The 21,556-nt window shown below is 47.7% G+C and carries 22 protein-coding genes; 8 read left to right on the forward strand and 14 right to left on the reverse strand.

The window, feature by feature from the left end:
- Window positions 1–385 precede the first annotated feature (385 nt).
- Together BCY86_RS09140 and BCY86_RS09145 are read left to right on the forward strand one after the other, a co-directional pair.
- Window positions 386–610 (forward strand): hypothetical protein, encoded by a 225-nt coding sequence (locus BCY86_RS09140; protein WP_075277457.1) that lies wholly within the window; start codon window positions 386–388, stop codon window positions 608–610.
- A 414-nt stretch (window positions 611–1,024) separates the two neighbouring features.
- Complete coding sequence (locus BCY86_RS09145; RefSeq protein WP_075277458.1) at window positions 1,025–2,158, forward strand: UDP-N-acetylglucosamine 2-epimerase; 1,134 nt, start codon at window positions 1,025–1,027, stop codon at window positions 2,156–2,158.
- Between the two features lie 15 nt (window positions 2,159–2,173).
- On the opposite strand, the gene BCY86_RS09150 is transcribed toward BCY86_RS09145, so the two are convergent.
- From BCY86_RS09150 to BCY86_RS09165, 3 genes are all read right to left on the reverse strand, one after another.
- On the reverse strand, window positions 2,174–3,286 hold the full coding sequence (locus tag BCY86_RS09150) for a DegT/DnrJ/EryC1/StrS family aminotransferase (RefSeq protein ID WP_075277459.1): 1,113 nt from the start codon (window positions 3,284–3,286) through the stop codon (window positions 2,174–2,176).
- Between the two features lie 447 nt (window positions 3,287–3,733).
- Window positions 3,734–3,997 (reverse strand): hypothetical protein, encoded by a 264-nt coding sequence (locus tag BCY86_RS09160; RefSeq protein WP_075277461.1) that lies wholly within the window; start codon window positions 3,995–3,997, stop codon window positions 3,734–3,736.
- A gap of 154 nt (window positions 3,998–4,151) precedes the next feature.
- On the reverse strand, window positions 4,152–4,517 hold the full coding sequence (locus BCY86_RS09165; protein WP_075277462.1) for a hypothetical protein: 366 nt from the start codon (window positions 4,515–4,517) through the stop codon (window positions 4,152–4,154).
- A gap of 462 nt (window positions 4,518–4,979) precedes the next feature.
- Here BCY86_RS09165 and BCY86_RS09170 point away from each other — a divergent pair, with 462 nt between their 5' ends.
- The gene (locus BCY86_RS09170; protein ID WP_172824855.1) at window positions 4,980–5,300 is read left to right on the forward strand and encodes a glycosyltransferase family 2 protein; all 321 of its coding nucleotides are present in this window, start codon (window positions 4,980–4,982) and stop codon (window positions 5,298–5,300) included.
- Between the two features lie 62 nt (window positions 5,301–5,362).
- On the forward strand, window positions 5,363–5,686 hold the full coding sequence (locus tag BCY86_RS09175; protein WP_075277464.1) for a glycosyltransferase family protein: 324 nt from the start codon (window positions 5,363–5,365) through the stop codon (window positions 5,684–5,686).
- 13 nt (window positions 5,687–5,699) lie between these two features.
- On the opposite strand, the gene BCY86_RS09425 is transcribed toward BCY86_RS09175, so the two are convergent.
- The 4 genes from BCY86_RS09425 to BCY86_RS09435 are packed head-to-tail and all read right to left on the reverse strand — an operon-like array spanning window position 5,700 to window position 6,780.
- Entirely contained in the window at window positions 5,700–5,957 is a 258-nt protein-coding gene (locus tag BCY86_RS09425; RefSeq protein ID WP_083604310.1) for a UDP-N-acetylglucosamine 2-epimerase, read from the reverse strand.
- On the reverse strand, window positions 5,875–6,093 hold the full coding sequence (locus tag BCY86_RS10895) for a UDP-N-acetylglucosamine 2-epimerase (RefSeq protein ID WP_156865213.1): 219 nt from the start codon (window positions 6,091–6,093) through the stop codon (window positions 5,875–5,877). The genes BCY86_RS09425 and BCY86_RS10895 overlap by 83 nt, the downstream gene beginning before the upstream one ends.
- Before the next feature lie 41 nt (window positions 6,094–6,134).
- Window positions 6,135–6,530 carry a UDP-N-acetylglucosamine 2-epimerase gene (locus tag BCY86_RS09430; RefSeq protein ID WP_083604311.1) on the reverse strand — a complete coding sequence of 132 codons (396 nt, stop codon included), beginning with the start codon at window positions 6,528–6,530 and terminating at the stop codon, window positions 6,135–6,137.
- A 55-nt stretch (window positions 6,531–6,585) separates the two neighbouring features.
- On the reverse strand, window positions 6,586–6,780 hold the full coding sequence (locus BCY86_RS09435; protein ID WP_083604312.1) for a hypothetical protein: 195 nt from the start codon (window positions 6,778–6,780) through the stop codon (window positions 6,586–6,588).
- Window positions 6,781–6,840: 60 nt separating this feature from the next.
- Between BCY86_RS09435 and proS the strand changes: the two genes are divergently transcribed.
- A complete protein-coding gene (proS, locus tag BCY86_RS09185; protein WP_075277465.1) occupies window positions 6,841–8,349 on the forward strand; it encodes a proline--tRNA ligase in 1,509 nt (502 codons plus the stop codon).
- 49 nt (window positions 8,350–8,398) lie between these two features.
- Here the strand turns inward: proS and BCY86_RS09190 are convergent, their stop codons facing one another.
- The 4 genes from BCY86_RS09190 to BCY86_RS09200 all read right to left on the reverse strand — a co-directional run bounded on the left by BCY86_RS09190 (window position 8,399) and on the right by BCY86_RS09200 (window position 12,131).
- Window positions 8,399–9,091, reverse strand: coding sequence for a deoxyhypusine synthase family protein (locus BCY86_RS09190; RefSeq protein ID WP_075277466.1), 693 nt, complete (start codon window positions 9,089–9,091; stop codon window positions 8,399–8,401).
- Window positions 9,092–9,146: 55 nt separating this feature from the next.
- Window positions 9,147–9,323 carry a hypothetical protein gene (locus tag BCY86_RS10005; RefSeq protein ID WP_156865214.1) on the reverse strand — a complete coding sequence of 59 codons (177 nt, stop codon included), beginning with the start codon at window positions 9,321–9,323 and terminating at the stop codon, window positions 9,147–9,149.
- A gap of 149 nt (window positions 9,324–9,472) precedes the next feature.
- Window positions 9,473–10,735: a DUF790 family protein gene (locus tag BCY86_RS09195; protein WP_172824856.1), complete on the reverse strand. Its 1,263-nt coding sequence runs from the start codon at window positions 10,733–10,735 to the stop codon at window positions 9,473–9,475.
- Complete coding sequence (locus BCY86_RS09200) at window positions 10,701–12,131, reverse strand: DEAD/DEAH box helicase family protein (RefSeq protein ID WP_083604314.1); 1,431 nt, start codon at window positions 12,129–12,131, stop codon at window positions 10,701–10,703. The genes BCY86_RS09195 and BCY86_RS09200 overlap by 35 nt, the downstream gene beginning before the upstream one ends.
- Window positions 12,132–13,805: 1,674 nt before the next feature.
- Between BCY86_RS09200 and BCY86_RS09210 the strand changes: the two genes are divergently transcribed.
- Window positions 13,806–15,752, forward strand: a complete 1,947-nt coding sequence (locus BCY86_RS09210; protein WP_075277469.1) for a PilZ domain-containing protein — start codon at window positions 13,806–13,808, stop codon at window positions 15,750–15,752.
- Window positions 15,753–15,805: 53 nt separating this feature from the next.
- Here the strand turns inward: BCY86_RS09210 and tsaD are convergent, their stop codons facing one another.
- Entirely contained in the window at window positions 15,806–16,864 is a 1,059-nt protein-coding gene (tsaD, locus tag BCY86_RS09215) for a tRNA (adenosine(37)-N6)-threonylcarbamoyltransferase complex transferase subunit TsaD (protein WP_075277470.1), read from the reverse strand.
- Between the two features lie 19 nt (window positions 16,865–16,883).
- The gene (locus BCY86_RS09220; RefSeq protein WP_156865215.1) at window positions 16,884–18,290 is read right to left on the reverse strand and encodes a hypothetical protein; all 1,407 of its coding nucleotides are present in this window, start codon (window positions 18,288–18,290) and stop codon (window positions 16,884–16,886) included.
- A 38-nt stretch (window positions 18,291–18,328) separates the two neighbouring features.
- On the opposite strand from BCY86_RS09220, the gene BCY86_RS09225 reads away from it, so the two are divergent.
- Both BCY86_RS09225 and BCY86_RS09230 read left to right on the forward strand, forming a co-directional pair.
- Window positions 18,329–19,006, forward strand: a complete 678-nt coding sequence (locus tag BCY86_RS09225; protein WP_075277472.1) for a succinate dehydrogenase/fumarate reductase transmembrane subunit — start codon at window positions 18,329–18,331, stop codon at window positions 19,004–19,006.
- 762 nt (window positions 19,007–19,768) lie between these two features.
- Window positions 19,769–20,710: an ArsA family ATPase gene (locus BCY86_RS09230; protein WP_075277473.1), complete on the forward strand. Its 942-nt coding sequence runs from the start codon at window positions 19,769–19,771 to the stop codon at window positions 20,708–20,710.
- A gap of 54 nt (window positions 20,711–20,764) precedes the next feature.
- Here BCY86_RS09230 and BCY86_RS09235 read toward each other — a convergent pair whose 3' ends face one another.
- Window positions 20,765–21,346, reverse strand: a complete 582-nt coding sequence (locus BCY86_RS09235) for a superoxide dismutase (protein ID WP_075277474.1) — start codon at window positions 21,344–21,346, stop codon at window positions 20,765–20,767.
- Window positions 21,347–21,556: the final 210 nt, after the last annotated feature.

The raw sequence follows: 21,556 nt of genomic DNA on the forward strand, positions 1-21,556 counted from the left end.
CACTCCCATCCTTTACAAGCCTCAATCCATTCTCATTGAGCTACTGAAATCTGCTCTTGGAAATTTCTCGTCACACGCAAGCGCATCTTCGCATGGAAAGCAAGTTGACTGATATGCCCATAGAAATCGTGCGAAAAGTCCCGTTCTGTTGCATCTCCCATCATCTTTTCGTTTTCAGAACGGACAAGAAGATCCAGGCCACTATTCACTGCCTAAGTGCTGACACCGAAGTACCGAATGAAGTGTGCCTGGAGGCTATCAGAAGCCAGTTGAAAATCATCCTTATTTCGTATGACGATATCTTTAGCAAAGGTAGTGCTCGCCACTGCAGAATCAGTGTCAGACTTACACAAGAAACCGCCCACCTCAAATTGCTGCTTTTTTCATGCAGTTTGCGCGTTTTGAGCTCAATGATAAGATTGTATTTCTTGGACTCTCCTTCATGCGTATCCGCAGGCCTCTCTCCTCTCACGTCATCACCTACTTGAGCCCCTTGATTCTCAAACAGGACGCTGACATTGCGACAGAACAACTCACTATTATCCAACGTGGTTTCATCGCTCGGTTAAAACGCACGAGGATTCGCTTCCCTTCAAAGACAGTTAACTGAGGATCAACAAATGTGGAGTTTTGTAGAGAGGCAAGCGGTTGATACACTACGACAAACTTGAAGGCATAAAGATAAAAAGCAAAAGAAAGAATATACTATTACGTTACTCGTATGTTCGGTCCGACCACAGGTGGATAAATGTTCTCTTGATGATAAAAGGAAGAAAGAAGACTAACAAAAATAATTCCATCCACGGAAGGCAGGTCACCTTAAAGCCAAAAGACAAACTGCTTGATTCGAGTCCCAACTAATGACCAACCTAACGCACAACTGGAAAAACAGTGTGGCCTCTAGCGAGTCCTTCAATGCGTGTAAACACCCAAGGGGATCATGGCGCAGGTTCTGATTAAGAAAAAACGTTTTTATGATATGTGAAAAAAGGCTTACATCCACCTCAACTAGGAAACAACAAGAATGCGGCTTTGGTTTTGCCTGGGCACGACTGCTGAACTCATTAAAATTTATCCTATTCTCGTGGTCGCCCAGGAGCGAAAAATCGATTGGGAGGTCTTGTCCACAGGCCAGAGCGCAGTGAATCTCCGCGAGCAGTGGGTAGATTTCCAACTTGATTCACAGCACCTTCATTCTTTTGCCCCTTCCACCATCGATCTGCACACCTCTAAACAGGCAGCAGCTTGGTTCAGCCGTGCAGCCCTTCAAGCTGCAACCCCTCTCGAACGAAAAATTGAAACACTGACAGGTGTACCGATCGATCGAAAACAGGATCGCTGGATCGTGCAAGGCGACACGCTGTCCACCCTGCTAGGTGCCATCTATGGAAAAAGGCTCGGGCTCTGTACTGTGCATGTAGAAGCTGGATTGCGCTCAGGAAACCTCTTTAACCCCTTTCCAGAAGAGCTGAATCGAAGAATCGTAAGCAAACTCGCCACACTTCATTTTCCACCCGATTTTGCTTCAGAGCAGGCATTAATCCGAGAAAAGGTGAAGGGTCCCATCATTCGAACTGAAGTCAACACCCAAGTCGATGCCACACGTTGGGTGCTCGAACGGTTCGATACCCCCCCTATACCTGAAGGGAACTATGGGCTTGCCAATATTCATCGATTTGAGAATCTTCAATCGGCTAAACGTTGGAAGATTGTGAAAGACACGTTGCGCAAAGCCTCTCATGCTTACCGTCTCTACATCATACTTCACCCTATCACCCAAGAAAAACTCAAGCACGAAGCCGCTTTTAAACAAGAGCTAGAAGCGACCGGCGCGGTTTGGCTTCCACGGCAACCATTTGTCCGTTTCGCTCGTTGGCTCAAGCACGCCAAGTTCATTATCTGCGATAGCGGGGGCAATCAGCAAGAATGCTCCGATTTGGGGATTCCTTGCCTCATTTTGCGCGAAGTCACCGAAACAGCGATCCCGTCTGATCGCCATTGCACTGTGCTAAGTCGTTTCCATATAGCCACCATCGATCGCTTTCTGTCTGATCCCGATGCATTTCGACAAGAACGCTATCCTCTTGAATCTTCCCCCGCGACAACAATCGTCGATGCCTTACAAGAGTCTCTGCCCGCTCTTCGATCCAGTTGCTAGCTTTTCCCTCAGACGCTAAACCATGGCTCGAAGAAGCGCTTCCACGCTCATTTGCTGCTCCTCTAGACTTATCCCATAAAAAAGAGGCAAATTAAGGACACGGCGACAAAATTCCTTCGAACGGCAAAGGGTTCCAAAACGAATTGCTCCTCGTGCAGGGAGTTGTTCATCCACCGTCCCGGGATAGATGCGCGCACTTCCAACCCGCTGCTCCTGGAGCTTCTGCGCAAGGCTCGCCCCATCATACCGATTCGAAGTGAGAGCACACAGGTATCCATTCCCTTTCACGCTTGAAGGTGGACCATAGATGCGCACCCCTTCAACCTCTTTGAGCAAGGAGTGATACTGGGCAACAGCGATCCTTCGCATTGTCAAAACTTTCTCGCTCAAAGCCAAAACACGAAGCAAAAAAGCAGCTTGCAAACCACCCATACGAGAATTCCACCCAACATGAATGTGAGAATAGCGCTGCAATCGTCCATGATTGCATAGCAAACGGATGTATTCCGCTCGCTGTGGGGTACTGGCGATCACAGCCCCTCCATCCATAGCCCCCCCGATCACTTTTGCTGGATGAAAGGAAAGGGTGGCAACCTCCGCCCCTGTTAAAAGAGCTTCACCACCAACCTCTACCCCAAAACCCTGTGCAGCATCCTCCAATAAACGGATAGAGCGATCCTTCGAAAAAAGACGAAATTCCTCTATCCAAGCAGAAGTCCAACCAAACAGATGGACCAGAATGGCCGCCTCAAAATGATATTCATCATGCGCTCTTCGAAAGTGATCGAAATCCATCTGGAGATCATCCGGATCAATATCGATTAAAATAGGTATGGCTCCCAATTGAACCACGACTTCATAAGTTGCCCAAAATGTCATATTCGGCAGAGCAACTTTCATTCCTCTCTCCACACCGAGCGCTCGCAAACCAACCATAAGGGCATCGGTCCCACTAGCACAGGCAATCACATGGGGCACTTGAAGCTTTGCAGCGAGCACAGTTTCAAGCTTAGACACATAAGTCCCCCCTATAAACTCACAGCGCGTGAGACAATCCTCCCAATCTTCTTGAACCTCTTCAGCGATGTGAGAGATTAAGCGGGATAAATCAATGAAAGGAACCCGCATTAAATCACCATACAACCATTAGATAAGGGTGGTCTTTCTCAAAGCTTAACCCACTCTCGGCTTTCCCAAAAAAACTTCAATTCCACCTACTGCAAAATGTTCCATGATCCCATACAAAGATCGGATCCACTGCGGAGTAAAGCCTCTATATTGAGGATAGTAAAGATAAGCGACTTCTTCTTGTGCAGCGCACTGTTAGTGACAGGGATCCTCCCTGTCCAGATTTCCATTTCCAAGAAATAGGGATTATAATTAAAGATCCTTCTGTAATGAATGTCACGCGGTATGTGACCCAATACTGGGCTATTGCATAGTGGATCCCCCGCTGATTAAGAAGCACGGCTACCTGAAGTTCATCATGCGCTTGTCCCAAGCGGGTGCAAACTGGCAAAATCCCTTTTACAGCATCATTGTGAGCCAACCACCCGCTTGTTGCAAGGGATAGGATCATAGACAAAATGAGAGAAAAGAGCGCAACGGTTTTAGTCGTTCTGCAAGGGGGATCAGGATATAGTGGAGGACCCAGACCAAGGCAGCCAGATAGCGGGATGACCACACCCCCTCATAGCGCACTTTATGGGCAAGTGGATAACCAACCAGAGAAGAAGCAATGATCACCACCCCCATGATCCCAACTCGCCTTACCCACCATGGAATTTGGACAAGGCCATAAGAAAAAAGGATCATCCCAAGATAAACAAGAGCACCCACATGGGTGACCTATTGAATCCAAGGAGGGGCTGCCCACACACACATAAGGGCTCCAGTCTTGCTGGTTCCAAACCACATTTTTCCACCCAAGCGTCTAAGGAAGCGTTGTGTTTATAAGGACATCTAGAACTGGGATGACGAAAGTCGAAGAGAGCTATTTTGGCTGAGTTTGACCCATCGCGCTGCGATAAATCCATTTAACTGTTAAAAGGCCAAGAACAAGACCGCTACTGCCACTCAGCAGACTCTTGATCCGAAACGGCAAAGGCTCTCCGTCTAAAGCGACCATGATCAAGGTTAAAACACCAGCAGGTAAGAATAGTTCGGCAAAAGCGTCTAAATAAATCGCCATCATCAAGAGGAAACCACCTCCAAAAGCAGCTATCCACTTTTTTGATGATGGCCACCCAATAACCACAAAGCAAAAACAACAGTTGTGACCGACTATTGTCTTGGCGGACACAAAGCAAGATAGTGTGTGGGCCTGCTGGGAAACATCAGCGGCAACATACAAACCCATACAGTCATCGTAGAAATCGCTTTCGCAGGATCGAGAAAACAAACCAACAGAGCAACAAGTAACTCGACAGAGGGGCAAGCATGGTTGCAAGAGACAATTTGCGCACCACCAGATAAAAAAGAGTCGCTACACAGGATTCAAACGAGGACTGATACCGATGGATCTGGGTGTCCCAGATCCATGGCGACCCACTCCCCCCGCAACATATGCATTCGCTGTAATTCAATCACAGCACCATCAGAGTTCATCTCCTGAGAGTTGATGAGGGCAGGGAGAAAAAAAGCAATCCACAGAGATAAACAGCCAAAAAACAGTATTGTACTTTGATATTTCGACTATCAATCCAGAACAAAACATAGTTCTTTTCTCATGATGAATCTTCTAAGTATCCTCTCTAATCTCCAAGTGGGCAGTCATGAGCGTTTCCATTCTTTTCCCGGTCTTCAACAAAGAGGACAATTTATGGAGGCTCCCTCAAGAGGCTTTTCCCATCCTAGATCAACTAACGATGACTACGAAGTGACTTTTGTGGACGATGGGAGCACAGATAGCAGTGCAAAAGTACTTAAAAACTTTCGCCAAACCTATGGCGAAGACAGTATTAAATGTGTTTCACACCCCAAAAATTTAGGGACTGGCGCTGCCCTTCAAGCAGGATTTAAAACGGCCACTTGCGATCTGTTGATCACCATGGACACCGATCTCACATTTTCTCCATCCCTTATCCCCATCCTTCTGAAACGGCTTGAACAAGGGATGTCGATGTTATCAGCGGATCGCTAACGCTCGCTGGATTTTCCAAACAAATCCCTTCATACAGGGTTTTTATCAGTAAAGCAGCCGGTGTGATCTGTTCTTTTCTTTTAGGTCAGTCCATAACAGCGACCAGTCCTATCCTTCGTTTTTATCGGCGCCAAGATATTCAATCGCTCCAGCTAAGCGCTCAGGGATTTGAGATCAATGCAGAAATCCTGTTCGCTCTCGCAGTAGCTGGCAAACGGATTGCGGAAATGCCTGCTCACTCTGCCCAACGCATTCATGGCTATAGCAAGCTCAATTATTCAAAAGAAATCAGGCGACATCTCTCGTTGTCAAAGTGCATTCTTCAATGGCGCATCACTCAGGAAAAAAATATAGCTCGTGCAATCTGGTTTCTCATTTTCAAATAGCTGCAAGCTGCTTTTATTTTAATTGCTCACTTGAGATTTCAGCCACTCGACTGGCTGTTCTTCCATCCCCTAATGGATCGAGCCAACCTCTAGGGCGATGATGTACTTCAGCCATCGCATGTTTTAACTCTTCTGGATCATCCCCTGTGTAGAGGATATTAGCCTTAGCTTCAACTGCCTCGGGGCGTTCAGTGGTCGATCGAAGGATTAAACAAGGAACATGGAGAGAACACGCTTCTTCCTGCAATCCCCCCCGAATCTGTAAGGACAAGAGTTGCTGATTTGATCATACACAACGCATCTTTGTATCCAAGTGGGGGCAAGACGAGGAAAGAAGGAGCTGATACCCAAACGCTCAGACCATACGCCTGAATTCGATTCTCCTTCCTCGGATGAATTGGGAACATAATGCAAAGATTGAGATCGGATGCCGCTTACGAAACTCCCTCTAAGAGCCTGCTGAGGTGAACAGGTCATCTACATTGGCAGCTCGGTGGAGCGTTAAAAAGACAAAAAGGACTCCTTCAAGATGCAAACGGGAAAGCACTGTTGAAGATTCCGTTGCTTCTTTTGCATACTTCAACGATGCATCCACGACGGCATTCCCTACCACGTGGACTCCTTGATGGATATTCTCTTCTGCTAACTGCATAGCTTGAAATTCAGTGGAGCAGAAATGGATGGATGCCACGTGTCCAGTCAAGACGCGATTTTGCTTTTCTGGCATGCCCCAGTCTCCACTGCGAAGACCCGCTTCAAGATAAGCTATCGGAATTTGAAGCTTCTGTGCAGCAAGCGGACACGCTATTGGTGTCCCCCTGTACCAACATAAAAGAAGGGGGATCTTTCAATAAAGCTTTCGCCACCCCAACTATCATGGAAGCGAATTGACAATGGAGCTACTGAGATCCCACACCCAGATGAACAGAAGGAGTAGGCAAAGAGAGCTCTTCAAAAAATTGGTGATCCAATGCTTCTGTGTAGTACTGTTCTGTGTGAATAATCCGAAAAGGGATCTTCTCAAGAATGAATTCATGCATCACAGGTGCAAGCTTGATAAGTTCTGGTCTCGTTCCAAGAACGATAGAAACCATGCCTTATCTCAACGCTTGATAGTATACCTCTCTTGCGGACTCGATTTTGAAGGAAAGCCTATGACTAAAAAACACGCTGATCTTTATCCAACTCGTGCAGAGAATTATCCTGAATGGTATCAACAAGTCATTAAAAATGCTGATCTTGCAGAAGTAGCTCCTGTCCGCGGCTGTATGGTTATCAAGCCGTGGGGGTATGGGATCTGGGAGAATATTCAGCGTATGCTCGACCTGCGTCTGAAAGCCACAGGGCATGTTAATGCCTATTTCCCGCTGTTGATCCCTCAATCTCTCCTCAAAAAGGAGGCTGAACACGTTCAAGGCTTTGCCAAAGAATGCGCTGTCGTCACGCACTCTCGTTTAGAAGAAAAGGACGGAGATCTCATTCCAACGGATGAATTAGAAGAGCCACTCATTATTCGACCGACCAGTGAAGCAGTCATCGGGTCTGTCTATTCAGGATGGATCCATTCCTATCGAGATCTGCCTCTCCTCGTCAACCAATGGGCAAATGTGATCCGCTGGGAACGCCGCACGCGCTTGTTTCTGCGGACCACTGAATTTCTATGGCAAGAGGGGCATACATGCCATGCTACTAAAGCGGAAGCGATTCAAGAAACGCTTATGATCTTAGACCTGTATGTTAATTTCGCCAAAGACTGTCTAGCAATGCCTGTCATAAAGGGGATCAAGACTCCAGGGGAACGCTTTCCAGGTGCACTGGAGACGTATTCGATTGAAGCGATGATGCAGGATCGAAAGGCACTCCAAGCGGGAACTTCTCATTTTCTCGGTCAGAATTTTGCCAAAGCTGCGGAGATCAAATTTCTCGACAGAGAGGGACTCGAACAATACGTGTGGACCACTTCGTGGGGAGTCTCGACACGACTCGTAGGAGCTTTAATCATGACTCACAGCGATGACTACGGCCTCGTTCTCCCTCCCCCTCTTGCACCACGCCACATTGTTCTCCTCCCTCTTTGGCGAGAGGAGCAACAAAAGGAAGGGGTGCTCTCTTATTGCAAACAACTTGCAGATAGGTTAAGGCAGAGATTTTACGAAGGGGAGCCGATCCGAGTCACGCTCGACGAAGGGGAAATAAAGAGCAGCAGACACTGGGAGTTTATCAAAAAAGGAGTCCCTCTCGTCGTAGAGGTCGGTTCTCATGAGGTGAACAACCACACCGTGTGCATCCGTCGCCGCGACTGTCCTCCCCAGGAGAAAGTCTTCCTGCACAGAGATGAATTTACAGAACGCGCCCCCCACCTTTTGTGTAAAATCCACGAATCGCTCTATCAAAAAGCGCTTGCTTTCCAAGAAAAACATACCCATTTCATTCACACTCACTCTGAGTTCCAAGATTTCTTCACACCCATCTCTGAGGGGTCAGAACTGCACGGCGGCTTTGCACTTGCTTACGCTGCAGATGACGCTACTACGCAAGCCATCTTGGAAGAACGAAAAATCACTGCACGATGCATCCCCCTCTCGTCAGAACATGAAACAGGTCGATGCATTTTCACAGGAAAACCGAACGCACGCAAAATCCTCTTTGCCAAAGCATATTGAAAGAGGAGCTGCGCTATCCCCCCCGTCTGCCTTTCCTCCTTCCTTCTTATTATTTACTAGTTGGATTGGCAACAGGAGGGGCAGGATTAGGTACAGGCAGTTGCCTTCGGGTTTCCACTTCTTGCTGGAGCCAACCTACAGTCTGTTCACGAATATCAAACAATTTTTGTGAAGGGCGGCGCAGCGATGGATCAGACAAAAGAGCATACGTTACCCAGGGAATACCGCCGTTACATCCGCACGAACGTAAACAGAGCCTGACTCCACACTGGCCAGATGATACCTTTCCCAGTGTATGTCCTTCCCCTGACGGACAAGAACTTAATGCGTCACCACCCACTGGATCGACACAAAACTGCACATCAATATCAAAACTATGAGAGAGGATGCCGGGGACTTGATCTAGGAAGGGTTCCCCTTGAAGCGTATAATTTTTAGGGACTCCATCCCCTAAAATCCATACCGCCATCTTGCACTGAAGTACGTACGAGCAATGGTACTGCATCGCTGCCTCCTCACAAACATCCGATTGAATATCGATTTCCAGTCGAAAGGAACCTTCGAGCTGCCTCCTCAATTTAATAACATTGAGAAAGATCGAGCCATCTTGAGCCACACCTACAAAAATCTGAATTTTATGGCGATAGGCTGTCGACAAGAGAGACGGGAAGGGGACGCTTAGTGCCTCCTCTAATTCAGCTATCCTTTCATCGAGCAATTGATAAAACTCAAACTTAGTCATCCTCCCTTGGCCTTCCTCCCTTTAAAGAAAAAAGGAGAACAGTTATCCGTATCGGTTAGGGTCTCCTCAGAAAATCCCAAGTCGTAGATGCGACCAATCCGCGTTGCTCAAAGGGATTAGCTCCTGCTTGCTGATCGATTTCGCGTATGCGATGGCCAAACGCGCGATGAGCATCGTGATAGAGATTAGCTCCTGTGGTGGCGAGGCGCTGTTGACGCCCCACATAGGCCATGAATGCCTGTTGGATAAGAGCGCGAGGTGTTTCTTTACCAGAGATCGCAGTGGGGTGAACCGTTGCACAGATTCAAATTGCTTTTTTAATGATTCGATCAAAGAACAGTGGAAGAGGGATCAGATATCAACATCCTTTGTGCTTCCCCTTCATCGTTCCGTCAAGGTCTCTTCTCTAGTCGCTAGTTGTTCTACTTTCTTGAGGAGGACACGCGGATTAATAGAACCTCTATACGTATACAACGCGCCAGGAAGATAATCCTCTAATACTTGTTCACTCACGCGCAATCGCTCACTCACAGCAAAGAGAATACGATAGGAGAGCCCCTGTTGGACAAGTTCCACCCGTTTCCACACAGCAGCTCGACTCCAATAGCCCAAGATTTCCACATACACCCGACATCCCTCCTTACGATGACGGAAAACTAGATCAGGGACACAACATCCAACTCCTGGAAGATCTAAAATTTCATCCCCCAACTCGATCGTCCAATCGCATGCGATGGCTTCCAGAGCGCTGACGAGATTCTTCACTTCATCAGAGATCGACTCAGCAGGTGCAATAGGACTATGATACCATTCGATATCCCTTTTTTGCAGCGTAAAGGTTAAAGGCTCGTATCGGCGGCTCCAACGAACTTCCGTATGGAGTGACCACTCATCGCAAGACATCAGAACAGGTAACAAGAGAGCGAGTTGTAATCCATACTTCGTAACAGCCTCAAACATACTGTAAGGGCCATCGATTCGGATCCGATAACCTCCTTCACTGCGTTCAAGCTGATAGAGGAGTCGAAGAAATTTAATGCGATGAAAAAGGAATCGGTAGGTTTCGATATGAGAACAGTAACAGTGAACGGTCACCTGAACCGCACGCAAAAGAACTGCTTGCGCTTGGGCCAAGTTATACATTTCAACCAGCGTCTCTGCAGAAATAGATGGGACAACAAGTATCCGATGGGCAGCGCGTAAATCTCCATACAATCTATCTTCAAATGCGCCCTCCTCCATTTGATAAGCTGACGTGATCTCTCGGATCACACACTGCCGATCGAATGCTTCTCCTTCTTTTAATCCCTGCCTCAATTCATTTGCGCGGAGGAACACGGCACGTCGCAGTTGAATTGCATCGTGATAGGAGTTTTCGTCAAATTCACACTGATCCACAATTAATTTATTTAATCCAGCAGCAAGACGTTTGTCTCGAGCATCCACTTCGACTGCCATGCACATCTGCTCAAATTCTTCTCGCTTTTTCCCCTTGCAGGTCTGGGCAATTGATAAAAAAGCTTGCGCGAGAATTAGAGCTCTCGCCTTCTGTTCCCCTTTGAGAGGGACGAGTATAAGCTGGTGATCTTTCCTTTTAACATTAACTAAATCAGCGGTAAGCACTGTGTTCCCGTCGACGTTCACTCGTAAAGGATTCAGCTGTTCGATTGGAGACTAACTCATAGAGGATAGCTCGCTTGCCATCTTGCTTCCGCAAAATACGCCCAAGGCGTTGCACATGCTCTCGCACGGACGCGCTTCCTGAAATGACAATCGCTACATTGACATCCGGGACATCGATTCCTTCATTAAGGACTCTCGAAGTGGCCACGGCTCCATATTCGCCGTTCGCTAACTTTGCTAAAATTTCACTTCTTTCTTTCACCTTTGTTTGATGGGTGATAGCTGGGATTAAAAACCGAGAAGAAGCGCGATAGGCGGTTGCGTTATCTTGACTGAATAAAATCACTTTGCTTTTCCGATAAAGATGCAACAGGTAATCAACATAATCGAGCTTTGCAGAAGCTCCGAACGAAATCGCCCGTTGGCGCTGATAGGCGAGTAGGGCACGTTGCCCTCCAGCACTTTGAGACGCGCGGAAAATGAACTCTCCCCACCCCCTCGGCTGCCCTATTCTAATGTGATGACGCTTGAGAAAATCGATATAAATCGCCCGTTCACTTTCATATTGCAACCGTTCTTCCGAAGAAAGTTCAATTTGAATGCATATTACTTCATAATCAGCTAAATACTCACCTGAAAGTTCTCGAATATCCTTGTGAAAAACAATGGGGCCAATCAATTCATGCAACAAGGCATCGCGTCCATCGCTCCGCTCAGGGGTTGCTGTGAGTCCAAGGCGAAATGGAGCTAAACAAAAACGAGAAGCAAGCGCATAAGAAGGGCCTGGAAGGTGGTGGCACTCGTCAAAAATAATGAGTCCAAACCGAGCCCCCAAATGTTCCATGTGCAGATAGGCAGAATCGTAAGTAGCGACTGTGATCTGTTGGATCGAATAGTCTCCTCCTCCCACGAGCCCGATGGGTAGTGCAAAAGTAGCACGCAGTCGATCGTACCATTGCCGCATTAAATCGAGTGTGGGAACGACAACCAATGTGCTTCGTCGCCGCGCCTCGATAGCCATAACAGCCACATGCGTTTTCCCTGAGCCGGTAGGCAGTACAAGGATCCCCCTTCCGCCAGCTTTCTTCCATGCCTGAAGAGCCTCTGTCTGATAGGGATGAGGAACTCGATGAACGCGAGTAGAACACGTAATTTCCATATACTGACGAGCTTGATCCTTAAAAGGGATCCTCGCCTTGGTAAGGGTGCGCACAATTTCTACGTATGCAATTGCAGGAGCTCGATGACAATGCGCACGTGCATCCCACGCACACATCGGATGCAGCAGAGTACTTTCTCTACCAAGACCCTGAATTTCCACTGTACCCGACACAAAAGAGAGGACAGGCCTTTGATGTGTATCAGAAAAAGTCCCGTGCGGCTCTTCTTTTTCCTCCTGGAGTAAAATTGAACTCATTTCCCAAATCCATTGATTGCATGCGGCGAAGTTTTACCATTTTTCCCCCCTTCATACTACAAGCACAAACCTAAATCTCACTCGATAGTTCATAAAAATAATTCTGCCGCAGGCTACTAATGAATCGGTGACACGGTTATAGCACTGACACGATGGTCCCCGGAACACCTTACAGTGTGATTCAGCTTCTGGGGATAGGAGGCATGGGACAGGTCTGTGAAGTTGAAGACACCACCATTGAACTCCACTCTCACTAAGAGTACTCCATTTGGATCTGCGCGCCCGTCCAGATTTCCCCAGAAGAATTCAAAAAGAAGCAAGAGCGCTCGCTTGGCTCAATCATCCCAATATCACACAGGCATTCACTGCAGGAATCATGGAAGACAGACTGAACCTCTCTTACTACATCATGGAACGACTCGTAAGGCAAGTCTACAGACCATTCTAGAAAAGAAGAAGAAGTGCCTTCTCCATGCATGCTACACTATTGGGATCGAGCTGTTCGATGCTCTCGATCGAGCCCATGATCACAGGTTCATCCACCGCGACGTGAAGCCAACAAATATCTTGCTACACTGCAATGGAGATGGCACGACAACGATTAGATCACCAGTTGCTGGACTTTGGGATTGTGACCCTAATCATCTAACCGTTTATTTGTTGGATTGCTCTGGGTTGGTACACCCACCCACGCATCTCCCGTACGAGGAGAGTGTGTCACACCAAAAGACGATCTCTATCCAGTAGGTTTTGTTCTCTACGAAATCCTCGCAGCTCATAGCCACTTTTCCTATTTAAAAGGCCTACACTGAAATCGTACAAACGCATGCAAACACTTATCTCCTTTCACCCCCTCTCTTTCAATTTGAAGACATTCCTATCGGGCTAGCCAACATCACTCATTGCGCATCACATATTACATAAGGACTCCAGAAGGCGACTCCAAAACGCATCGCTCTTTCTGCTATTTTGCTTTAAAACAAGACATAAAAAGGAAACGCAAGGTAATAAAGGAGGGCACCCACAACAAACTGATCACGACAGAGTTCCTGTCACAATGGCTAGATCGGCCGTTCGAGACACAACCTATCGACAAAACAACTAGTGTAACCAGCACTCAAGATCGCCTTGATTCATACCTCAGTATCCACGACGACACCAGCACAGCGACCCTCTGCCCAGGAAGAGAGTCTACACTTTCTAATTTTACCCAACCCTCTACAGATATTCTTATGAAATGAATTGTTTTTTATCTTCTTCTCCACAAAAACACACTCCCATCCCACAAAAACAACAAGAAACGATACGGGTCGAGCCAATTCAAACTCTTCCCTTATTTCTCCGGCTTGATATATCTATTTTCCCCTTTTAAAAGATCAAGAATGCTCCTCTCAAGAACCCTCTCTCTTCCCACTCCTTAACTGACTTTCTAACTCCTTCCTATTTTTAATGGCGCTCCGCTTTTTGGCACATGATCCACATCAGAAGAGGCAAATAACTCTCCCTTCTTCCTCTCCCGAAGAATTCGCCACGCTTTCTGTAATCAACAACCCAAAATAAGTTAGGCTGTGTCGCAAACGGATAGATCACCTGTGCCAATTATCGAAGTTTCTTGACATTCACGCCAGATTGGGTTTTCCCTCCTTTCATCCATTCCCCAATGAGGTCATCTCCTTGATTTCCCAACGGAAAGATACCCCCAAAAAAACAACCGATCGGCGTGCGGCGGGGGAATTTCGTACCCCATTTAAAGGGACTGTCGAGGTGGAAGAAGGGTTTGGTCTTTGCTTTGAAGCTCAAGCCTGTAATATATCTGAAGGAGGGATGTTATTGTGCACTACCTATTTGCCTGAGGTGGAACAGTTGGTCACTTGTCATGTAGAACTTCCAGGGCAAAAGGGATTTCTAGCGAATGGAAAAGTAGTTTGGCGTAAGGAAAGGGATAGAGGAGGGGAATTCGGATTGCAGTTTGATGAGTTAAGTCCAGGTGGCGTAGAGGCAGTGAGAGTGTTGACTGAAACTACCGGTGAATCAAAAAAAAGTTCAGAGAGAGAACCCCAGATGGGCACCGCTGTCCGCCTTCACATTGAAGGGCTTCCCACAGCCATGCGCGCCCGCATTAAAGAAGCATTAGGTGTGCAATGGACGATTGGCAGTGAGTTGGGATTCCTGCAGCTCGGGCGTTGTTTAACAATCGAACCCGCTGAAACGGAAGGGACAAAAAGGATCGCTCGGATTGAAAATGTAGAGGTAGAAATTAATCCAGAAACCTCCACTCCTCAACTGATTGTCCGAGTCAGCTTGACCCCACCCCCACCCCCTTCTCCAACAATCCAAAGAAACACACATGTACAAGACGAAAAAGAGGAAGACGAGATTCCGACGATGCCCAGTTCTGTAAGGCCTGTCTCTCATCACGGAGAGGCTTTCAATAGCCCTGAGGAGCATTTGTCCTCTCCTGTCAACAACTCAGTCAAAGGGGGGTCTCCATCTTCTCTATCCCCCTCTTCCTCCATTTGGCAAGTTCCTTCTATTCCAATCCAAGCAGGCCATATTTCACGCCTTATGCAGCATGCACTGACTTGTATTCAAAGCTCTTCGGGCTCTCTCTGGAGAGGGGCACGCGCTCTCTTCATTCCTCCTCCCCCCGCTACGATTCGAAGTCCATCTCGGCGTGTCACTGCTCCGCCCCCAGGAGGAGGAATTTCTGCAAGAGGGAAAACTACCCTCCGTCAACAGTCGAGCTACAGTTATTCACATTATGAGCCTCCAAAGATCGAAAGGGGGGTTCGTGTCAGCCAACGGTGGGTTATTGTTGGTGGACTAGGCATAGGTGCAATCGCATTAGCTACTTTTGCGCTTCGTAGCCCTTCTACCCCACCCCTACCCCCCCCTGCAACCACTCCGCTCTTGTCACAAAATGCGGTCTTGCCAGGAGATTCATCACCTTCTTCATCTGAGACCAACCCCTCAACCACTCCCTCCACTTTTGCTGTACAGGTACAACCTACACTCGAGCCTACACCTACAGAGGAGGAGAGCTACCGCAAAGAGATCGTGACTACCGCCCCTTTGACAGCACCTCCCTCTCATTCGTTTACATATACCGGTCTATCAGCAACTAAGATGAAGGGGCCGCAGCTTCTTCCTTCTCCTCTCAAGAAAAAATTTACGACCGATAAACATATCTCTGTTCCCTCCTTCGGTGTTGGGCCAATTAACCACGCGAACGTACTTCGGCTTAGACTAGACAGTACTATCGAAAAACTGCAGGGAACTACGAAGCAAGGGGGATTCAATGTATTTATCCCCAATTGCCGTGCGTTAGAGCCAGCAGGTCCCCTTGCCTCACAGGATGGCCGAATTCAGAGCATACGGATCCTCAACCAACCCCACGGCGCAGAGTTGTTTGTGACTTTCAAGAACAGAGAGATCCCGCCCTATCAGGTCCGGGGGAAAGAGCATATCTTGGAAATCGCTCTGGCGCAGCCATTCAATGCTGCGCCTACCCTTGAAGAAAAAGCGATCAGCATCGACAGACCGATAAAAGAGTCCAGTCCTCCACCAATATCCAAGGTCAAGCCGTCCAAGAAGATGAAAGTCGGAGAAAAAAAGCACTAGCTATAAAAACACTGCACGTGTTTCAACCCTTTTCCTTAGGAAATTTAGGAAATTCATCGAGCGCCTCTTCCCTTCCGAGTCTTGGGAGGAAACATGCCCTGGCTAGATATTCCCAGATTCCATCCATCTTGCTCACGGCGCATCAGGCGGAAACTACCCGCGTAAGCAATCATAGCAGCATTATCCGTACAACTCCTCACGGGAGGGATAAAGGGAAACAATCCAAACCGATCGGCCTGCTCGATCAGCAAACCCCTCAGCCCCTCATTAGCGGCCACTCCACCCCCCAGAACAACCCGTTTTATCTCTTCCTGCAGGGCTGCCTTTACCAACTTGTTGACCAATACCTGCGTCACAGTTGCTTGAAAAGAAGCACAGAGATCAGCCATATCCTTTTCAGAAGCTGGTCTCCCATATTTTGCAACATGGCGAACCAGTTGAGCCTTGAGGCCAGAAAAGCTGAATTCAAGATTGGAATTGTAAGCCATGGGCGCCACAAATGAGAATCGAGTAGGATCCCCATTCGATGCGAATCGATCAATGATAGGCCCCCCCGGGTAGGATAATCCAAGCACCTTAGCTACCTTATCGAAACATTCGCCTACCGCATCATCCCGCGTTGCCCCCAATTCATGAACGGACTCATGAGAAGGGGAATCCACTCGATAGATAGCTGTATGACCACCCGAAACCAGCAAACAAATAAAAGGAAATTCCGGTGCAGAATACACATGACCTGGATACTTCAAAAAAGTAGCCATCACATGTCCGAACAGATGATCTACCCCCACCAATGGTTTGCGCGCAGCCCATGCGATCCCTTTCGCTACCTGAACCCCAACAAGTAGCGCACCTACCAATCCCGGCCGGTTTGTTACGGCAACACCATCCACTTGTCCCACTGAGACACCAGCTTGTTGCAACGCTTCCCGGACAACATATACAATGTTAATCGCATGATTTCGAGATGCAAGCTCTGGAACAACCCCTCCATACACTGCATGCACTTGCACTTGACTCTGGATTACGTCTGAAAGAACCGTCCCATCCGCCAGAACTAACGCTGCAGCTGTTTCATCACACGAGGACTCAATTCCCAAAATAAGCTTCATGCCGCTCTCTTCGAATGATTCATTGACCTACCCACAGAACTACTCCCAAAATAAAAAAACCCAGAAATGCAAGCGTAAGCCCAGTTGCCAAAGAACTGACAGGAGCAGTATGATCTTTATCGTTTCTCCTGCGTCTCCAGACCCATGCAAGTAGTGTCATTTCCGAGCTGCCCCCCACAAGCAACGATCCCCACGCCAACAACAATCCCACTTTTTTTCGATGTTCCTGTTTTGGAATTTCCAATGCAAAACCATCCAGAGCTATCCACGAAGGGGTCGCTGCCATGCCCGACAAGGCTAGGTCGGGAGTTAAAGAACAAGAAGTCTCTCTCAACTTCTCGGAACGCTCAAGAACTGGCTCCGTTTGCTGAGGGCCTACCCAATAGGGGCGAGCTACCACATAAGCTCCTGACAGTGCTATCCTTTCAGGCTCGGGAGCAGTGACAAGCCAATACTCCCCTTCTTGGAGAGAAAAAGGAGTAGTCCACTGGGCTGTCTTCCATCCATCGGGAGAGGTAGCTTCCAGATCGATGGCAGCAGCATAAAGTCTACTGCCACGATGATAGAGTTGAGTATAGAGCCTTCTTGCTGCCGAAGGAGCAAAAAAAGTCGTGCTCCACTTTTTTCCCTGAGGCCAAACAGGTTGAATCACTGCATAGACTCCTGCAAGCGCAACAGGTAACGCACCAAACCAGTACCCTTCACTCTCTTGCATATGTACACGCGCTGTAAGGGCCGCTGTCCCCCCCTGAACAGTAGCGAGCCAGCCTTTCCACCCAGGCGAACAGGCGCGATCTGGATTATCTGCAAGGGTAAGCCCGGGCTCTGGCTCTACTTCCAAATGACTTAAATCTTTCAGCACCAAGGGGCCCTTTTTCAAACGCATCCACACGGGAATGGGAAAATAAGGAATAAGGCGACCTCCCTCCACCACTACCTCTATTTCCATCTCTCCTCCCGTTTGGGTCGGCTCTATTTTACTCGAAGGGAAAAAAGATCGAGAGGTAGTTCTTTCTTTCCATGCAGCTCTTCCTGAAGCTAACTTCTGATGCGCTCCATCCCATACTTCAAGAAAAAGAGGCTCCCCTACGTCATGATGAGTAGAAAAAGGAGCGAATAGTTCGCCCACCCCTTCATGATTCGAACGCCCCACCCAAATGAAATGCTCTTCTCCCCAACTCATTTCCACCATTAATGGATCCAGCGCAACCGATTGTCGAATTCCTTTGTTTTCCTCAAGGATCAAGACTTGCCAAGCAATTCCCTCTGAACTAGGAAAGTTGGCAAGTACTATGGCTGTACGCAACGGTTTTTTCGCCCCTATCCAAAGTCCAAAAGAAAAGAGGAGAAGAGCTACACAACTAATCCCTCTTGGCAGGAGAGTTTGCCAATACCGTGGTGCTATCAACAGCCTAACCCGTCTCATTCCATTAGGTAATCCATAACCATGAGGAGAGAGCCAACATGACTAAACAACCCGCACCTGACACGATCTTTTCACAACGTTCCACTTTTCTTCGCGCTCGGCTCGCCTCATTTTTGGCATTTGCTCCTCTCACCATTTGGACCTTTCTTCATGTTTGGAACAATCTTGCAGCTTATCGCGGCGCTGAAGCATGGCAAACGTCGGTCACGACTTATCCTCACCCTTTTGCTCATTTGTTTACTCTGATGGTTGTTCTCCTACCCTTAGTGCTACACACGATCTGGGGCATCTCGAGACTGTCGAATTCTCGCCCCAACAACACACGATATACATTCTACGCCAATTTTAAATATCTCTTGCAGCGCATTAGTGCAATCGGCGTCCTTTTATTCATAGGAGCTCATGTTTGGTTAGCCATGCTCCAACCCCGCTTGACGCTCGGTCATCCAGAATACTTTACGGATATCGCGCGTGAGATGCGCTATCATTTTCCCACATTGATTGTTTATCTTTTAGGGACTCTAGGAGTGGCTTATCATGTCGGGAATGGTCTATCTTCGTTTGCGATGGGGTGGGGTTTTGTCTTAAGTCGGCAAGCTTTGCGTCGCCTCGAATGGGTATCCATCCTCTCTTTTTTCCTTTTACTCGCAATGAGCTGGGGAGCTATTTACGCATTGTGGCAAGCAGGTAGTGCGCTCCTTCCTCTTAACGAATAAAACGAATAATAAAAGCCAGCCAGAAAGAATAAGGCCTCATGCTCACAACCAGACGGACATCAGGCATTCCGCTGGGAATGCGACATGCTCTGGAACCCGATCACCTAGCTGCCATTTCCATTCTGATTGCAGAAAGGCGTTAGAACTTCTAAGGACGGATTTGTATTGAGAACGTTATGGGGGTGACACCCTCACCCTAACGATTGTGGGGGGAGCCTCGTTTCTCTTGCGCGAGCAATTCCCTTCCTGGACGGAGAATTCGCTTGAGTGCTTGGTAGCGCCTATGCTTCTTTTTTAGGTTCCCATGCTTTTCTCCGAGGGATTGGAAAGTTCCACAAGGGGAACTGTTCATTCACGACCTTTTATCCCACTTACCACATGACACACACTCATGCGAGTGCAGAGCATCCCCATTTTCACCTTGGCCTTTGTTTGGTCTTTCGCATGGAAACCACTGCTGGTTGGACTTGCCCATGACCAGCGGGAACAGGAGCCCTCACTGCAGCTGTTCCTGCTCAACTTACTTCTCTGCGCGAAGGGCTAGTTTGTATTCTCCTATTCGGCATCGGCTCCACCTTCAGTATGGCCCTGCTTGCCGGTGTGCTGGGGGCACCTCTTGCCCGGATGATCAGAAATTCTCGAGCATCTTGTTTACTTTTGGGAACTACTGGAGCGACTTCCGTGCTCGTTGCTATCGAGTGAGGCTGGACAAGCATCCGTCCGCTGATTACCTTCTAATCCACCTCGGTATAGGAACCTTGCATGCCATTCGTTCCATCTTCTCACTTTTTGATTGTGACTGGAAAGGGAGGGGTCGGGAAAACCACCATAACCGCTGCCTATGCTTATGCGCTGAGCGCTCAAGGCAAGCGTGTGCTCGTAGTCATGTGTCGCACCAAAGAGCGACTCTCTAGCATGTTCGATTCCAGCACCATTGGACCGGATATTAAGCGAATCGCCCCTAACATATGGGCAGTCAATATTAACCCAGAGCAAGCTCTTGAGGAATACGGTCAAAAAATTCTCCGCGCACGATTATTTTACAAATGGATCCTCAACAACCGACACATCCAAAAACTCATTAAAGTAACTCCAGGTGTACAAGACTGGAGCATGCTCGGCAAAGCGTGGTGGCATACGACTGAACTACACCCCACAGGAAAATTTAAATACGATGTCGTGATTTTAGACGCACCCCCAATTGGTCATAGCCTCGAAATGCTGCACGTTCCCAAGATTATCCTTGATGTAGCCCCCCACACGATTCTCACGCGGGACGCAGAAAAGGCGATTGCCCTCTTTAAAAACCCCCAACGGTGTTCGATCGTGCTGGTCGCTCTCGCCGAAGAAATGCCTGTTGCGGAATCGATCGAATTTGCCCAGAAGCTTTCCTCAGAGTTGGGAATTGGTATCAAAAAGCTCATCGTTAATGCGGTTTTGCCACAACTTTTCTCAGATGAGGAAAGACGCGCACTGGATTGCTTCTCGACGGAAGCGTTCTCCCCAAACCAACAAACGATCCTCTCTTCTCTCAAAGATCGGATGCTTCGAGAACAGTCGCAGCAATGCTTAATCCGTTCTCTCGAAAAGCATCTCCTCCTCAAGGCAAGGGTGCTCCCTTTTCTTTTTGAAGATACTGTCACCTTTAAAGGGACCCAGTACCTCGCTTCGAAATTAGAAACACAAGGCACGCTGCTTGATTAAAATATTAAAATGTAATTCAACACACCATCAACGAAAGTAACTCTACAATTCGGATTACTTTTTCAAATTTTCGCTCACACAATCCCAATGAACGAGAGACCCCAGAAACACATCAATATATTTCTGACGCCTATTCCTATAATCGATGTAATACGCGTGCTCCCAAACATCGATTGTAAGAAGTGCCTTTTGATTGTGCTTCATCGGCAAGTCACCATTACTCGTTTTAGTCACAGCTAGCTTCCCTCGATCCATAACAAGCCAAGCCCATCCAGAACCAAACAGAGTCACTGCCGCGCTAGAAAATTCTTCTGCAAACTTTTCGTACGAACCAAAATCACGGGTAATTGCCTGCAGAAGATCCCCAGTGGGCCTCCCACCCCCCTGTGGCTTCATGCAACGCCAATAAAAATCGTGGTTCCAGATTTGAGCTGCATTATTAAAAACAGCCCCTTCTGAATTCATCACGATTTCTGTCAGACTTTTTCCTGTATCGGGCTTGCCTTCCAAGAGTTTATTAAGGTTATTCACATAGGCAGCGTGATGCTTTCCGTAATGATATTCAATCGCCTCTTCACTAAGGTGAGGAGCAAGCGCTTTCTTATCGTAGGGAAGAGGACTTAACGAAAAAGCCATAGTAGCCTCCATCAATAAAAATACAGCAATTAGGTAGCCGTTGATGATACACACCGAACAACTAATGGATCAACCACATTTTGAGAAAGAACAAAAAGCTCCTCACTTAAATAACTTCCATTCATTCCTGTAGGTATAACTCCAATGCGCACGATTTAGCCTATTACCTTGATGGTCTCCATATTGCCTGAGATCAGCGCGAACTTATTT

This window comes from Pajaroellobacter abortibovis, assembly GCF_001931505.1.
GTDB lineage: Bacteria > Myxococcota_A > Polyangia > Polyangiales > Polyangiaceae > Pajaroellobacter > Pajaroellobacter abortibovis.